The sequence below is a fragment of the Pseudomonas sp. LB3P31 genome, from assembly GCF_054897945.1.
This window is the reverse complement of the sequence record NZ_CM142710.1, coordinates 1,679,711-1,695,371: the sequence shown is the minus strand read 5'-3', so window position 1 is coordinate 1,695,371 and position 15,661 is coordinate 1,679,711. Positions and strand designations below refer to the sequence as shown.

The following is a 15,661-nucleotide window of genomic DNA, read 5'->3' as shown; positions in this document are numbered from 1 at the left end:
CGAACAGGGAGTTTCCATGCTGAAAACAACGATCAATCCATCGACCGTTTTCAATTCTCTTCAATATGGTTTCAGCCAGGCTGTAGAAGTCAGTGGCGGACGGCGGCTGCTGTTGTCTGGTCAGGTGGGCGTCGATGAGTCTGAGCGCACCGTCGCGCCCGGGCTCTACGAGCAGACAGTAAAGGCATTTCAGAACATCGAGAGCATTCTGAAAGCTGCCGGTGGGAATCTGGCTGATGTGGTGATGATGCGGATCTACATCGCTGAATCTGCCAGGGATGAGCAGGATCAGATAACCCGTGTGCTGCTCGAGCGGTTTGCGGATAACCCGCCTGCGTCTTCATGGGTCATCGTCAGTGGGCTTTCATTGCCGCAGTGGTTGATCGAGATCGAGGTGGAGGCGGTTTTGCCTTGATGGCCGCAGGGATCTGACTAGACCGCATGCCCACAAAAAAGGCGACCTCAAAGGCCGCCTTTTTCATTACCACTCAGCGCCTACTGACCGCTGTAAATCTGGTCAAAAACCCCACCGTCATTGAAGTGGGTTTTCTGCACGGTGCGCCAGTCACCGAAAGTCTTCTCTACCGAGAGGAAATCCACTTTCGGGAAGCGATCGGTGTACTTGGCCAGGACTGCCGGGTCACGCGGGCGCAAGTAGTTTGCTGCTGCGATCTCCTGGCCTTCCGGGGACCACAGGTACTTCAGGTATTCCTCGGCGGCTGCGCGGGTGCCTTTTTTCTCGACGACTTTGTCGACCACGGACACCGGCGGCTCGGCTTCGGCGGAGACGCTTGGGTAAACGACTTCGAACTGGTCGCGGCCGAACTCGCGGGCGATCATTTCCGCTTCGTTTTCGAAGGTTACCAGTACGTCGCCGATCTGGTTGGTCATGAAGGTGGTGGTGGCTGCACGGCCGCCAGTGTCGAGCACCGGTGCCTGCTTGAACAGTTTGCCGACGAAGTCCTTGGCCTTGTTCTCGTCACCGCCGTTTTTCAGCACGTAACCCCAGGCCGAGAGGTAGGTGTAGCGGCCGTTACCCGAGGTCTTCGGGTTTGGCACGATGACCTGTACGCCATCCTTGAGCAGGTCCGGCCAGTCTTTCAGGGCTTTCGGGTTGCCCTTGCGCACGATGAACACGGTGGCCGAGGTGAACGGCGCGCTGTTGTTCGGCAGGCGGGTCACCCAGTTGTCCGGGACCAGTTTGCCGTTGTCCGCCAGGGCGTTGATATCGGTGGCCATGTTCATGGTGATGACGTCGGCAGGCAGGCCGTCGATGACCGAACGTGCCTGTTTGCTGGAGCCGCCAAAGGACATCTGCAGGGTGATATTTTCGTTGTGCTCGGCTTGCCAGTGTTTCTGGAACGCAGCGTTGTAATCCTTGTAGAAATCGCGCATCACGTCGTACGAAACGTTGAGCAGGGTTGGTGCGGCCTGAGCCACGCTGGTCAGGGCCAGGCCAGCGGCAAGTAGTGAGGCGCCAAAGAGTTTTTTCACTGCGAATTCCTTGTTCTTTCGTAGGAGCTGCCGGAGGCTGCGATCTTTTGATGTTGATCTTAAAAAAGCAAGATCAAAAGATCGCAGCCTTCGGCAGCTCCTACGCGTTGGTTGTGAGTCATTCAAAGGTGTTGCCACCGTTTTGCCAGCGACTATAACGGCACCCGCATAGTCCTTTAAAGATTAAAAAGCTCTTTGCTTATTCCAGTTTCTTGAACAGTGCATTGCCGCAGCGAGAGCAGAATGCCGCGCCGTGTTCATGGCTATTTTTCCGGCACACCGGGCAGTCGTGTTGCAGCTGTTCGCCGCGCATGGCGTTGGCCAGTTCGGCGGTAAAGATCCCGGTGGGTACGGCGATGATCGAGTAACCGGTGATCATCACCAGGGACGAGATCACCTGGCCAAGCGGGGTCTTTGGCACTATGTCGCCGAAGCCCACCGTCGTCAGCGTGACGATCGCCCAATAGATCCCTTTGGGGATGCTGGTGAAGCCATGTTCTGGCCCTTCGATCACGTACATGAGGGTGCCGAACACGGTCACCAGGGTGCAGACACTGACCAGGAACACCACGATCTTCTGCTTGCTGCCCCGCAGCGCCGACATCAGGTAGTTGGCTTGCTTGAGGTACGGGCTGAGCTTGAGCACGCGGAATATCCGCAGCATGCGGATGATCCGGATGATCAGCAGGTACTGCGCGTCGGCGTAGTACAGCGCAAGGATGCCGGGCACGATCGCCAGCAAATCCACCAGCCCGTAAAAGCTGAACGCATAACGCAAAGGCTTGGGTGAGCAGTACAACCGCAAGCAATACTCGATGGCGAAAATAATCGTGAAGCCCCACTCGATATACGCCAGCACGTTGGCGTAGTTCTGGTGGACGCTGTCGATACTGTCGAGCATCACAATCACGATGCTGGCGAGGATGATCAACAGCAAAATGCCGTCGAAGCGCCGGCCGGCCTTGGTGTCGCTTTGGAAAACCATGACGTAAAGCTCTTCACGCCAGTTTTTGCTGCTGTCCATGGATACCGCCTGAACCAATGATCAGCGAAGCCTAGGTTGATTCTCCTCCAGAGCGCAAGACGTACGGGCGACAGCGGTCTTGCCGAGCAGTTGCATGACCGTGCGGATAAGCCAGCAGGCGAGGATGAACGGCGCGGTCAGCGTGGGCAGGCCGATGGCGGAAAACACCGGCGTCAGCAGCAGCGCCGCTGCAATACCGAGCAGCGGCAGCCAGGGCTTCTGGCCCGGCGAACTGAAGGCGAGGGCGGCGAGTACGGCGTTGTAGCCACCGAGGCCGATCAACGCGCTATAGAAGTCGTGATGCAGCATGCTCCAGCCCATGCCGGTGACAGACGCCAGCAGCGCCCAGCAGAATGCACGGCGATCAGCGATGAGCAAACCTGCGGCGATCAGCCCACCGGCCAGCGGATGACCAAGGAACATCACCTGGCCGAGGCCTTTGAATGGGGCGGCGAGCACGTTCTGCGGATTGATTTCGATCATGTGCGCAGTGGTTGAGGGCGTGGCGAAGCACAGCAGCAACCAGCCCAGCCCGACGAAGGGCGCCGTGTAGGCCGGCAAGTATTGGCTGAACCACACGCGTTTGAGCCACTGTTGGGTGACCATCGCACTTAACCCACCGGCGGCAATGATCAGCGGCGGCAATAGCGCGGACCAGGGGAAATACAGGCTCAGTAATAAACCGAGCAGCACACCGTTGTAGCTGAACAGCCCGGCCTGACGGTCGGCCTTGGCGTAACCGCGACGCTGCGCGGTGAGCAACCCGGCAACGCCACCCAGCAGCGCGCCGCCGAGCAGGGCGGGCGCGGTGAAAAGAATGGCCAACAGGCACAGCAAGCCGAACAGCGGATGACGCTGGAGGAAGATCTGGCTGAAGCCGTTGAGCAGGGCAGTCGCCCAATCGGGGCAATGGGTGTTGAAGTGGTTGGCAGGCATTTTTATTGTGTCAGGGGAAAGGTGGCGCCTGCATCGCGAGCAGGCTCACTCCCACAGTGAATCTCGGTTCAATCATTGGATTTGTGATCGACACCAACCAATGTAGGAGTGAGCCTGCTCGCGATGAGGCCAGTAGGGGCGCTAGAGCAACGTCTCAATACGCAACGAGTTAGTCGACCCAGGCTGCCCAAACGGCACACCCGCAGTGATCAGCAGCGTATCGCCACGCTGAGCCATGCCCTGGGCCTGCGCGATTTCCAAAGCCGTCGAGCACACTTCGTCGACCTGCCGCAGCCGGTCATTGACCACCGAGTGCACGCCCCACGCCACGGTCAAGCGGCGGGCCGCCTGCAGGTTCGGCGTCAGGTTGAGGATCGGCACCGTCGGCCGCTCCCGCGCCGCGCGCAAGCTCGAAGCACCCGACTCGCTGTAGTTGACCAGCACGGCCACCGGCAGCACGTTGCTGATACGGCGAATCGCACAGCTGATCGCATCGGAAACCGTGGCCTCGGCTTTTGGCCGGCTAACGTCCAGTTGCGTCTGATAGTCCGGACCGTTTTCCACCTGGCGGATGATCTTGCTCATCATCTGCACGGCTTCCAGCGGGTATTCACCGGAGGCGGTTTCCGCCGAGAGCATCACCGCGTCAGCGCCTTCGGCCACTGCGTTGGCGACATCGGTCACCTCGGCGCGAGTCGGCGCCGGGGAGAAGCGCATCGATTCGAGCATCTGCGTGGCCACCACCACCGGTTTGCCCAGTTGGCGGCAAGTGGTGATGATGTTCTTCTGAATCTGCGGCACGCTTTCGGCCGGTACCTCCACGCCCAGATCGCCGCGAGCGACCATGATCGCATCGCTCAATTCGGCGATTTCGCGCAACTGGGTGACCGCCGAGGGCTTCTCGATCTTGGCCATCAGGAACGCTTTATCGCCGATCAGTGCACGGGCTTCGCGGATGTCTTCCGGGCGCTGCACAAACGACAGGGCTACCCAGTCCACTCCGAGCTCCAGGCCGAAACTCAGGTCGCGGCGATCCTTGGCGGTCAGCGGGCTCAATTCGAGTACCGCTTGTGGCACGTTCACGCCTTTGCGGTCCGACAATTCGCCGCCATTGAGCACGGTGGTGTCGATGGCGTCGGCGTATTTGGTGACCACTCGCAGGCGCAGCTTGCCGTCATCGAGCAGCAGGTCCATGCCCGGTTCCAGCGCGGCGATGATTTCCGGGTGGGGCAGGTTGACGCGACGTTCGTCGCCCGGTGTGGCATCCAGGTCCAGGCGCAAGGCCTGGCCGCGCACCAGTTGTACTTTGCCTGCGGCGAATTTGCCGACCCGCAGTTTGGGGCCTTGCAGGTCCATCAGGATGCCCAGCGGGTAGTTCAGCTGGCGCTCGACTTCGCGGATCCACTGATAACGCTGGGCGTGATCGGCGTGGTCGCCATGGCTGAAATTCAGCCGAAAAATATTGACTCCGGCCTCGACCAGCTCACGTATGTCGTCGATTCCGTCGGTGGCAGGACCGAGGGTGGCGAGGATTTTAACCTTCTTGTCAGGCGTCATTTTTAGGGCTCTCGAGAATCAGGATGGCGCGGAAGTCGTTGACGTTAGTGCGGGTCGGTTCGGTGACGATCAGAGCGTCCAGCGCCTGGAAATAGCCGTAGCCATTGTTGTTGTCGAGTTCATCGCTGGCACTCAGGCCCAGGGCCGCTGCGCGGGCGTAGCTGTCCGGGGTCATGATCGCGCCGGCATTGTCTTCGGAGCCGTCGATGCCATCGGTATCACCGGCCAGGGCGTAGACGCCCGGCAGACCCTTGAGGCTCTCGGTCAGGCTGAGGAGGAACTCGGCGTTGCGTCCGCCACGGCCATTGCCGCGCACAGTCACGGTGGTTTCGCCACCGGACAGAATCACGCACGGCGCGGGCAGGGGCTGACCATGCAACACCACTTGCCGGGCGATGCCGGCGTGCACCTTGGCCACTTCCCGGGATTCGCCTTCAAGGTCACCGAGGATCAGCGGACTGAAACCGGCCTGCCGGGCTTTGACTGCGGCCGCTTCCAGGGACTGTTGTGGGCGGGCGATCAGCTGGAAATGGCTGCGAGCCAGGCATGGGTCGCCAGGCTTGACGGTTTCCGATTCGGGGCTTTGCAGCCACTCGCGCACGGACGCCGGGACTTCAATGGCGTAACGCTTGAGGATCGCCAGGGCTTCGGTACTGGTGCTTGGATCGGCCACGGTCGGGCCGGAAGCGATGACCGTGGCGAGGTCGCCCGGCACATCGGAAATGGCATAGGTGTAAACAGTGGCAGGCCAGCAGGCCTTGCCGAGACGGCCACCCTTGATCGCCGAGAGGTGCTTGCGCACACAGTTCATCTCGCCAATGGTGGCGCCGGATTTGAGCAGGGCTTTGTTGATCGACTGTTTGTCCGCCAGGGTGATGCCCGCAGCGGGCAGGGCGAGCAACGCCGAGCCTCCGCCGGAGAGCAGGAAGATCACACGGTCGTCCTCGGTCAGGTTGCTGACCAGTTCCAACACGCGTTTGGCGACAGCCAGGCCGGCCGCATCGGGCACCGGGTGCGCGGCTTCGACCACTTCGATTTTTTCGCACGGTGCGCCGTGGCCGTAACGGGTGACCACCAGGCCCGAAACGTCACCTTGCCAGCAGCGCTCGACCACCTGCGCCATGGCTGCCGCGGCTTTTCCGGCGCCGATGACGATGACCCGGCCGGTGCGATCACGTGGCAGATAAGCTTCGAGGACTTGTTGCGGATGGGCCGCGTCGATGGCGGTGGCGAACAGGTCGCGAAGAAATTGTTGCGGATCGACCGACATGGCAGGCTCCCGGAATTCTTGTTATTTGAAGGGCAATTCGATCTCCTGTAGGAGTGAGCCTGCTCGCGATTCCGGCACCACGGTGCATCAGACACACCGCAGCGATCTCATCGCGAGCAGGCTCGCTCCCACAGGGTTTGGGGCATGGTGTTATTTATCACGAATCGAGAAATTCGCCATGTGCTCCAGGCCCTTGATCAGCGCCGAGTGGTCCCAGTTGCTGCCACCGATTGCCGCGCAGGTGCTGAACACTTGCTGGGTGTTGGCGGTGTTCGGCAGGTTGATGCCCAGCTCGCGGGCCCCGGCCAGGGCCAGGTTCAGGTCTTTCTGATGCAGGCTGATGCGGAAGCCTGGATCAAAGGTGCCTTTGATCATACGCTCGCCGTGCACTTCGAGGATCTTCGAGGAAGCGAAGCCGCCCATCAGTGCTTCACGCACCTTGGCTGGATCCGCGCCATTCTTCGAAGCGAACAGCAGGGCTTCGGCCACGGCCTGGATGTTCAGCGCGACAATGATCTGGTTGGCCACTTTCGCGGTCTGACCGTCGCCGTTACCACCGACCAGGGTGATGTTCTTGCCCATGGCCTGGAACAGCGGCAGTGCGCGTTCGAAGGCATCGGCTTCACCGCCGACCATGATGCTCAGGGTCGCAGCCTTGGCGCCGACTTCACCGCCGGAGACCGGCGCGTCGAGGTACTGGGCGCCTTTCTCGTTGATCTTGGCTGCGAAGGCCTTGGTCGCGGTGGGCGAGATCGAGCTCATGTCGATGACGATCTTGCCTTTGCCGACACCGGCCGCGACGCCGTCGGCACGGAACAGGACGTCGTCGACCTGCGGAGTATCCGGCACCATGATGATGATGATTTCAGCTTCCTGGGCGACTTCTTTCGGGTTCGCCAGGGAGATTGCGCCAGCGGCCACCAGGTCAGCAGGAGCGGCGTCGTGGTGCGCCGACAGGAACAGGCTGTGACCGGCTTTCTGCAGGTTCGAAGCCATTGGGTGGCCCATGATGCCGGTGCCGATAAATCCGATTTTAGCCATGAGAAATTCCTCTTTTTTTTGTGTGTCACCCCGTAGGAGCTGCCGAAGGCTGCGATCTTTTGATCTTGCTTTTGAAGATCAAGATCAAAAGATCGCAGCCTTCGGCAGCTCCTACAGGGGATCTGCGTCAGATTGCGTTATGGGTCTTCAGCCAGCCCAGGCCCGCTTCGGTGGTGGTCAGCGGCTTGTATTCACAGCCAACCCAACCCTGGTAACCGATGCGATCCAGATGTTCGAACAGGAAGCGGTAGTTGATCTCACCGGTGCCTGGTTCGTTACGGCCCGGGTTGTCCGCCAGCTGCACGTGGTTGATCTCGCCCAGGTGCGATTGCAGGGTGCGGGCGAGGTCGCCTTCCATGATTTGCATGTGATAGATGTCGTATTGCAGGTACAGGTTGGCGCTGCCGACCTGTTCGCGAATCGACAGGGCTTGCGCCGTGTTGTTCAGGTAAAAGCCCGGAATGTCACGGGTGTTGATCGCTTCCATCACCAGCTTGATGCCCGCCGCCTGCAGCTTGTCGGCCGCATACTTGAGGTTGCTGACGAAGGTTTTTTCCACCGTGGCATCGTCCACGCCCTGTGGCCGAATGCCCGCCAGGCAGTTGATCTGGGTGTTGCCCAGCACTTGTGCGTAGGCGATGGCCAAGTCAACACCGGCGCGGAATTCTTCAACCCGGTCCGGCAGGCACGCGATACCGCGCTCGCCCTTGGCCCAGTCACCGGCCGGCAGGTTGAACAACACCTGGGTCAGGCCGTTGGCATCGAGGGTGGCCTTGATCTCGGCGGAGCTGAAATCGTAAGGGAACAGGTATTCGACACCACTGAAGCCGGCCTTGGCGGCCGCTTCAAAGCGGGCAAGAAAATCCTTCTCAGTGAACAGCATGGACAGGTTGGCTGCGAAACGCGGCATGGTGGTCTCCCGTTGTAATTGAGAATGATGGCCCTCTGTAGGAGCTGCCGCAGGCTGCGATCTTTTGATCTTGATCTTCAACAACAAAGATCAAAAGATCGCAGCCTGCGGCAGCTCCTACAGTGGCGAAGCCGCGACCATCACAACTTGATAGATCAGTCGAGCAACGCAATCGCAGTCGGTGCGTCGTTGCCGACCAGCGCCAGGTCTTCGAACTCGTTGACGGCGTTGATCTCGGTACCCATGGAGATGTTGGTCACACGCTCCAGGATAATCTCGACGATCACCGGCACCTTGAACTCCTCCATCAGTTCCTGGGCCCTGCGCAGGGCAGGCTGGATCTGAGCCGGTTCGAACACGCGCAGTGCCTTGCAGCCCAGGCCTTCGGCGACCGCGACGTGATCGACACCGTAACCGTTGAGTTCCGGAGCGTTCAGGTTATCGAAGGACAGCTGCACGCAGTAGTCCATGTCGAAACCGCGCTGGGCCTGACGGATCAGTCCCAGGTAAGAGTTGTTTACCACAACGTGGATGTACGGCAGCTTGAACTGCGCGCCGACTGCCAGTTCTTCGATCATGAACTGGAAATCATAGTCGCCCGACAGCGCCACGACCTTGCGGGTCGGATCTGCCTTGACCACGCCCAGCGCCGCCGGAATGGTCCAGCCCAACGGGCCGGCCTGGCCACAGTTGATCCAGTGACGCGGCTTGTAGACGTGCAGGAACTGCGCGCCGGCAATCTGCGACAGACCGATGGTGCTGACGTAGCAGGTGTCCTTGCCGAACACCTGGTTCATTTCTTCGTACACGCGCTGCGGCTTGACCGGCACGTTGTCGAAGTGGGTCTTGCGGTGCAGGCTGGCTTTGCGCTGCTGGCAATCCTGCAGCCAGGCGCTGCGGTTTTTCAGCTTGCCGGCGGCTTGCCATTCGCGAGCGACTTCGATGAACACGGTCAGGGCTGCGGCAGCATCGGAGACGATGCCCAGGTCCGGGGTGAACACGCGACCGATTTGCGTTGGCTCGATGTCGACGTGAATGAACTTGCGGCCTTCGGTATAGACGTCGATCGAACCGGTGTGGCGGTTGGCCCAACGGTTACCTACGCCCAGCACCAGGTCAGACTTGAGCATCGTCGCGTTGCCGTAGCGGTGCGAGGTTTGCAGGCCAACCATGCCCACCATCAATGGGTGATCGTCCGGGATCGTGCCCCAGCCCATCAGGGTCGGGATTACCGGAATACCGGTCAGCTCGGCGAACTCCACCAGCAACTCGGCGGCGTCGGCATTGATGATACCGCCACCGGCGACCAGCAACGGACGCTCAGCCTGATCGAGCATGGCCAGGGCCTTCTCGATCTGCACGCGGTTAGCGGTCGGCTTGGCCAACGGCAATGGTTCGTAGGCGTCGATGTCGAATTCGATTTCAGCCATCTGCACGTCGAACGGCAGGTCGATCAGCACCGGGCCTGGACGGCCGGAGCGCATTTCGAAAAAGGCTTTCTGGAACGCGTACGGCACCTGGCCGGGTTCCATCACCGTAGTCGACCACTTGGTGACCGGCTTGACGATGGCGGTGATGTCGACCGCCTGGAAGTCTTCCTTGTGCATACGGGCGCGGGGTGCCTGCCCGGTGATGCAGAGGATTGGAATCGAGTCGGCCGAGGCGCTGTAGAGCCCGGTGACCATGTCCGTGCCCGCTGGGCCTGACGTGCCGATGCACACGCCGATGTTGCCGGCCTTGGTCCGGGTGTAGCCCTCGGCCATGTGCGAGGCGCCTTCAACGTGGCGAGCGAGGACGTGATCGATGCCACCGACCTTCTGCAAGGCGTTATACAGCGGGTTGATCGCGGCGCCCGGGATGCCAAAAGCGGTATCAACCCCTTCACGGCGCATCACCAGAACGGCGGCTTCGATTGCTCTCATTTTGCTCATGGTTTTGTGCCTCTTACGTTTTGTAATTGTATACAAGTGGCTTTGCGCAGAGTTTATTCACGGCGGACGGCGCAGGTCAATCCATTTTCTCAAGCGACTGTTTCATTCGTCGGAAGCCTTGTCTACTGTGGCTTTTCGTCGCATGTGGCGCTTTTCGATAATTATTGTATACAAAAAAATAACTCATTGTGTTCTATTTGTTGCATCGGACTCCTCTACAGGAAGCAGTCCAACGACTTTCCCAAAAACAAAATGAGGACGGCACCATGAGCGCTTTAACCTTGAAAGTCGCAGTCAACCTGACCAGTCAGGCGATCTCCGCAGCCCGGGCCATTTCGGCTGCTCCACTCACCATCGCGGTACTGGACGCGGGCGGTCACCTGCTATCGCTGCAACGAGAAGACGGCGCGAGCCTGCTGCGCCCACAGATCGCCATCGGCAAAGCCTGGGGTGCTATCGCCCTGGGTAAAGGCTCACGCCTGCTGGCCCTGGACGCCCAACAACGCCCGGCGTTTATCGCCGCTTTAAACAGCCTGGGGCAGGGCAGCGTCGTGCCGGCACCGGGTGGTGTGTTGATCCGCGATCAGGAGGGCAATGTGCTGGGGGCTGTGGGGATCAGCGGGGATCTGTCGGATGTTGATGAGCAGTGCGCGATCAATGCGATTGAGGCGTTGGGGTTGCGGGCGGATGCGGGGGTGAGTGCTTGATTTTGCTTTGACTGATCTACCGCTATCGCGAGCAGGCTCACTCCTACAGGGTATTTGGGATTTCCTGTAGGAGTGAGCCTGCTCGCGATGGCAATCCATCAGACACATCCAGCCAAAAGTCCAGCCCACTCACAGCCAATTCAGTGACTAACCTCCTTGATGACTTTAATCATGCAAGGGGCAAAGGAATGCCTGATCTACCCTGTGGAAAACGCCTGCGAGTCGGTCGCTATGCCGAACAGAACCGAATTTATCTGCTGACCACCAACACCTTTGATAGAGAACCTGTCTTCAGGGACTTTGCCTTGGGTCGATTGGTTGTCGCACAGTTTAGAGCCGCACAGGATCAAGGTTATGCCAATACTTTGGCTTGGGTTGTCATGCCCGATCATTTTCATTGGTTGGTCGAGTTACAGAAGGGTTCGCTGAGTGAACTGATGCAGAAGACCAAATCACTCAGCACCAAAACGGTAAATCTGGCCACGGGTCGCAACATCAGTCTCTGGCAAAGAGGGTTCCATGACCGGGCATTGCGGCGAGATGAGGGCTTGGTGAATATGGCGAGGTATGTAGTTGCCAATCCATTGCGGGCTGGGTTGGTCGAGAAGCTTGGCGACTATCCGCTGTGGGATGCTATCTGGGTTTGATCGTGGGACCGAGGTGCCCCAATCGCGAGCAGGCTCACTCCTACAGGGGCGCTGGTGAACTCCTGTAGGAGTGAGCCTGCTCGCGATTGGGTCTACTCGGTTTAGCGGTCCGGCTCACACCCTTTGAGCACCAACCGAATAATCGTCTGCGCCGCCGCTTCGTAATCCTCTTCATCCAGCTTGGCCTTGCCGGTGATGGCGGTAATCTGCCAATCGAAGTCGGCATAGGTCTGGGTCGCGGCCCAGATGCTGAACATCAGGTGGTTGGGGTCGATGGCGGCGATCTGGCCGCGGTCGATCCAGGTCTGGATGCAGTCGATGTTGTGCCTGGCCTGGCTGTTGAGCTGCTCCACCAGGTCGGCGCTCAGGTGCGGGGCGCCATGCATGATTTCGCTGGCAAACACCTTGGAGGCAAACGGCAGGTCGCGGGAGATGCGGATTTTCGAGCGGATGTAGCCGCTGAGCACTTCGCTGGGGATGCCGTCGGCGTTGAACGGCGTCGAGGCCTGCAGGATAGGCTCGATGATACTTTCCAGGACCTCGCGGTAGAGGTTTTCCTTGGATTTGAAGTAGTAGTAGACGTTGGGCTTGGGCAATCCCGCCTTGGCTGCGATGTCACTGGTTTTGGTCGCAGCGAAGCCCTTGTCGGCAAATTCTTCACTGGCGGCACGCAGGATCAATTCTTTGTTGCGCTCGCGGATAGTGCTCATAAACCAGGTGGTTCCTTGCCTGTACTGGCGGTGGCGCATGGTAGCACCGGCTTTGCGCAACGCTCAAGAATGCCCCGTGGCACCGTGGGCAAGCTATGCTGCGCAGCATTCAATCTTTGCAGGAAATTTCATTTATGGCAGGAAGCAGTTTGCTGTTGCTGATCGACGACATCGCCGCCGTGCTCGACGACGTCGCGTTGATGACCAAGATGGCGGCAAAGAAGACCGCAGGCGTGCTCGGCGACGATCTGGCACTCAATGCACAGCAAGTCTCTGGAGTGCGTGCCGAGCGGGAAATTCCGGTGGTGTGGGCCGTGGCCAAGGGCTCGTTCCTGAACAAACTGATCCTGGTGCCGTCGGCGCTGGCTATCAGTGCGTTCATTCCCTGGCTGGTTACGCCGTTGTTGATGGTCGGTGGTGCTTACCTGTGCTTTGAAGGCTTTGAGAAACTTGCGCACAAATTTCTCCACAGCAAGGCTGAAGACCAGACCGAACACGCGCACCTGGTAGAAGCGGTAGCCGACCCGGCGGTTGATCTGGTGGCGTTCGAGAAGGACAAAATCAAGGGCGCCATCCGCACCGATTTCATTCTGTCGGCGGAAATTATCGCCATCACCCTGGGCACTGTGGCAGGCGCCTCGCTGACCCAGCAGGTCATCGTGCTGTCGGGTATTGCGATTGTCATGACCGTGGGTGTCTACGGCCTGGTGGCGGGCATTGTCAAGCTCGACGATCTTGGCCTGTGGTTGACCCAGAAGCCGGGGCAGATGGCCAAAAGCATCGGCAATGGCATCCTGCACGCTGCGCCTTACATGATGAAAAGCCTGTCGGTGATTGGTACGGCAGCGATGTTCCTGGTCGGCGGCGGGATCCTGACCCATGGGGTACCAGTGATTCATCACTGGATCGAAGGCGTGAGTGCGAGCGCTGGTGGCGCCGGGTTTATCGTGCCGATGTTGCTCAATGCTGTGGCAGGGATTATCGCGGGGGCGGCGGTGTTGGCGGTGGTGATGGTTGTGGGCAAAATCTGGAAATCAGCCAAAAGCTAAAACCTGTGAATTGTCCCCCTGTAGGAGTGAGCCTGCTCGCGATAGCGGTGTAACAGGCAACAGTAATGTTGAATGTTAAGACCTCATCGCGAGCAGGCTCACTCCTACAGGGATCTGTGGTGCTGCCGAAATTACAAAAAAGGCCATTCGATCTGCATCGAATGGCCTTTTTTGTTACCGCCGCTGTTACTCGGCGATCTGCAGCTTGCGCGACTCGGTGTACACGTACCGCACTTTTTCATACTCGAATGGCGAGTTCAGCTGGCCGTAGCGGAAGCTGGTCTGGTAGCGCCGATCCACCGCGCGCAGCATCCAGACTTCCGGGTGGTTGGAGCTTACTTCCGAGACGTTGAGGAAGTTGATCGCCGATTCGGCGGTGAAGTCCACCGCCAGGCCGCCAGTGTCGCGGATGTTCGACGGGCCGAGGATCGGCAGCACGAAGTAGGCGCCGCCGGGTACGCCGTAGAAGCCCAGGGTCTGACCGAAGTCCTCACTCTGGCGCGGCAGGCCCATGGCGGTGGCCGGGTCCCACAGGCCGGCGATGCCGATCGTGGTGTTCAGCAACAGGCGCGCGGTGGTTTCCATCGAGCGCTTGCCCTTGAACTGCAGCAGGCTGTTCATCAGGTTCGGCACATCGCCGAGGTTGTTGAAGAAGTTGCTGACGCCGGTGCGCAGGAAGCTCGGGGTGATGTAGCGGTAGCCATCGACCACCGGCAGGAACACCCATTGGTCAAAGCGATAGTTGAAGTGGTAGACCCGGCGGTTCCACTCTTCCAGCGGGTCATAGACGTTCAGCGCGTTCAGCGTCGAACGCTCGAACTCGCGCTGATCCAGCCCCGGGTTGATCGTGAGTTTGCTCAGCGGTTCCTTGAAGCCGTCGCTATCGACAACGCTAGGCGCGTTGGCTTTGCTGTTGTCGGCATTGGCGACGCCTGCACAGAGTAACGCTGCGAGAAGCAGGAGATGTTTAGCCACGGAAGAACTCCAGCATGGCGTCGCTGTTGACGCGGTAATTGAGGTTGCCGCAATGGCCGCCATATGGATAAACGGTCAGGCGGTCGCCGAACGTCTTGCGCAGGAAGCCCAGGTCACCAGGGCCGAGGATCACGTCGTCGGCGTTATGCATGACGGCGATTTTCGGGCTGGCCTGCAGGTAATCCTTGAGCGCATACAGGCTGACCTGGTCGATCAGCTGCAGCAGGCTGCCGCCGTCGGTGCGGGCACGCCACATCGGGATCACCTGCTCAGTGATGTAGCAGTCGAAGTCGCACTGCAGTGCACGCTTGAGGAACGGCGTGAGGCTGGTGCCTTCGGTGATCGGGTACTTTGGCGGAGTAATCAGGCCGCGACGGTTGATCAGGTCCGAAGTAAAGGCAATGTCGGCTGCCGAGAAGCGAAAAGACGTGCCGATCAGCATGGCCATCTGTTCGTTGGTCAGGTGTTGCTTGGACTGCTGGAAGTCATACAGCAGCGCATCGTTGAGGTCGATGTAGCCTTTCTGCTGGAAGTAGCGGGTCAGCTTGTTCAACACCAGTTCATAGAAGGTGGTGGAGTTGTTGATGCCCTTCACTTCGGTCTGGACCAGCTTGTCCAGATTGGTAATCGAGGTATAGAGGTTGACCGGCGGGTTCAGCAGCAGGACTTTTTTGAAGTTGAAGCTACGGCGGGTCTCGTCCAGATGCGCGACAAATGCGGCATCCAGGGCGCCCAGGCTGTAACCGGTCAGGTAGTAATCGGTCACCGGCACTTTCGGGTTCTGCGCCCGCACCGCTTGCATGACCCGGTACATATCTTCGGCATCTTCCTTGGTGATACCCGGGGTGGCAAAGCGAGAGGCGGCGCTCATGAAGTCGAAGCTGGTCGGCGACGACAGCTGCACCACGTGGTAACCGGCCTTGTAGTAGAGCTTTTTCAGGTACTCGTTGAGGCTGCTGTCATACCGGGCACCGGTTCCGGCAATCAGGAAGATCAGCGGTGCCGCCTTGTCCTGAGTCGCGATCCGGTAGGTCAGTTTTTTCACCGGCCAGAAGTTGTCCGGCAATTCGAATGCCCGCTCTGGCCGCAGGGTGACGCTGCGATCTTCCTGGTTGATGTCGTCGTCCAGTGGCAGCTCCGGGCGCAGGTCCGGAGGAGTCGTGGCAATGGTGGCCTCGAACGGGTTGGTCAAGGGATAGCCATAACTGGCGGCGTCGATGTCGACCGCCAGTGCGGACGCACTCAAAATAAGGCCGCCAAACAGGGCGGCGAAGCGCAAGGAACGGAGCATGACTAGATCCCTTAGAGGAAGGTGCCGGATGAAGTTCGCAGGCTATGACCACAGCTTTGCCGCCAAAGTGCCACGCATCGGCACGAAACAGGCGTAATTCCGGGTAATAGTAGCTGGAC

15 protein-coding genes are annotated in these 15,661 nt (G+C 59.6%); 4 read left to right on the top strand and 11 right to left on the bottom strand.

Going from position 1 to position 15,661, the window contains the following annotated elements; all coding sequences use genetic code 11:
• Nucleotides 1-16: 16 nt before the first annotated feature.
• A complete protein-coding gene (locus tag ACYZTK_RS07600; protein WP_462013866.1) occupies nucleotides 17-415 on the top strand; it encodes a RidA family protein in 399 nt (132 codons plus the stop codon).
• 80 nt (nucleotides 416-495) lie between these two features.
• Here the strand turns inward: ACYZTK_RS07600 and ACYZTK_RS07595 are convergent, their stop codons facing one another.
• From ACYZTK_RS07595 to gcl, 8 genes are all read right to left on the bottom strand, one after another.
• Nucleotides 496-1,494 carry a sulfate ABC transporter substrate-binding protein gene (locus ACYZTK_RS07595; protein ID WP_462013865.1) on the bottom strand — a complete coding sequence of 333 codons (999 nt, stop codon included), beginning with the start codon at nucleotides 1,492-1,494 and terminating at the stop codon, nucleotides 496-498.
• A 199-nt stretch (nucleotides 1,495-1,693) separates the two neighbouring features.
• Nucleotides 1,694-2,518: an ion transporter gene (locus ACYZTK_RS07590; RefSeq protein ID WP_462013864.1), complete on the bottom strand. Its 825-nt coding sequence runs from the start codon at nucleotides 2,516-2,518 to the stop codon at nucleotides 1,694-1,696.
• A 21-nt stretch (nucleotides 2,519-2,539) separates the two neighbouring features.
• A complete protein-coding gene (locus ACYZTK_RS07585; protein WP_462013863.1) occupies nucleotides 2,540-3,454 on the bottom strand; it encodes an urea transporter in 915 nt (304 codons plus the stop codon).
• A 141-nt stretch (nucleotides 3,455-3,595) separates the two neighbouring features.
• Nucleotides 3,596-5,011, bottom strand: a complete 1,416-nt coding sequence (gene pyk, locus ACYZTK_RS07580) for a pyruvate kinase (protein WP_462013862.1) — start codon at nucleotides 5,009-5,011, stop codon at nucleotides 3,596-3,598.
• Nucleotides 5,001-6,281: a glycerate kinase type-2 family protein gene (locus ACYZTK_RS07575; RefSeq protein WP_462013861.1), complete on the bottom strand. Its 1,281-nt coding sequence runs from the start codon at nucleotides 6,279-6,281 to the stop codon at nucleotides 5,001-5,003. The genes pyk and ACYZTK_RS07575 overlap by 11 nt, the downstream gene beginning before the upstream one ends.
• A gap of 150 nt (nucleotides 6,282-6,431) precedes the next feature.
• On the bottom strand, nucleotides 6,432-7,322 hold the full coding sequence (locus ACYZTK_RS07570; RefSeq protein ID WP_462013860.1) for a 2-hydroxy-3-oxopropionate reductase: 891 nt from the start codon (nucleotides 7,320-7,322) through the stop codon (nucleotides 6,432-6,434).
• A 127-nt stretch (nucleotides 7,323-7,449) separates the two neighbouring features.
• The gene (gene hyi / locus ACYZTK_RS07565) at nucleotides 7,450-8,232 is read right to left on the bottom strand and encodes a hydroxypyruvate isomerase (RefSeq protein ID WP_462013859.1); all 783 of its coding nucleotides are present in this window, start codon (nucleotides 8,230-8,232) and stop codon (nucleotides 7,450-7,452) included.
• Between the two features lie 155 nt (nucleotides 8,233-8,387).
• Entirely contained in the window at nucleotides 8,388-10,163 is a 1,776-nt protein-coding gene (gene gcl, locus ACYZTK_RS07560) for a glyoxylate carboligase (protein ID WP_462013858.1), read from the bottom strand.
• Nucleotides 10,164-10,429: 266 nt separating this feature from the next.
• On the opposite strand from gcl, the gene ACYZTK_RS07555 reads away from it, so the two are divergent.
• Together ACYZTK_RS07555 and ACYZTK_RS07550 are read left to right on the top strand one after the other, a co-directional pair.
• Nucleotides 10,430-10,870: a GlcG/HbpS family heme-binding protein gene (locus ACYZTK_RS07555; RefSeq protein ID WP_462013857.1), complete on the top strand. Its 441-nt coding sequence runs from the start codon at nucleotides 10,430-10,432 to the stop codon at nucleotides 10,868-10,870.
• A 188-nt stretch (nucleotides 10,871-11,058) separates the two neighbouring features.
• Nucleotides 11,059-11,517 carry an REP-associated tyrosine transposase gene (locus tag ACYZTK_RS07550; protein ID WP_462013856.1) on the top strand — a complete coding sequence of 153 codons (459 nt, stop codon included), beginning with the start codon at nucleotides 11,059-11,061 and terminating at the stop codon, nucleotides 11,515-11,517.
• Nucleotides 11,518-11,618: 101 nt separating this feature from the next.
• Here ACYZTK_RS07550 and ACYZTK_RS07545 read toward each other — a convergent pair whose 3' ends face one another.
• Complete coding sequence (locus tag ACYZTK_RS07545) at nucleotides 11,619-12,227, bottom strand: TetR/AcrR family transcriptional regulator (protein ID WP_462013855.1); 609 nt, start codon at nucleotides 12,225-12,227, stop codon at nucleotides 11,619-11,621.
• A gap of 134 nt (nucleotides 12,228-12,361) precedes the next feature.
• Here ACYZTK_RS07545 and ACYZTK_RS07540 point away from each other — a divergent pair, with 134 nt between their 5' ends.
• A complete protein-coding gene (locus ACYZTK_RS07540) occupies nucleotides 12,362-13,276 on the top strand; it encodes a DUF808 domain-containing protein (RefSeq protein WP_462013854.1) in 915 nt (304 codons plus the stop codon).
• A 186-nt stretch (nucleotides 13,277-13,462) separates the two neighbouring features.
• On the opposite strand, the gene ACYZTK_RS07535 is transcribed toward ACYZTK_RS07540, so the two are convergent.
• Nucleotides 13,463-14,251 (bottom strand): MlaA family lipoprotein, encoded by a 789-nt coding sequence (locus tag ACYZTK_RS07535; RefSeq protein WP_462013853.1) that lies wholly within the window; start codon nucleotides 14,249-14,251, stop codon nucleotides 13,463-13,465.
• On the bottom strand, nucleotides 14,244-15,542 hold the full coding sequence (locus tag ACYZTK_RS07530) for a serine/threonine protein kinase (RefSeq protein ID WP_462013852.1): 1,299 nt from the start codon (nucleotides 15,540-15,542) through the stop codon (nucleotides 14,244-14,246). Before ACYZTK_RS07530 ends, ACYZTK_RS07535 begins: the two co-directional genes overlap by 8 nt.
• Between the last annotated feature and the right edge of the window lie 119 nt (nucleotides 15,543-15,661).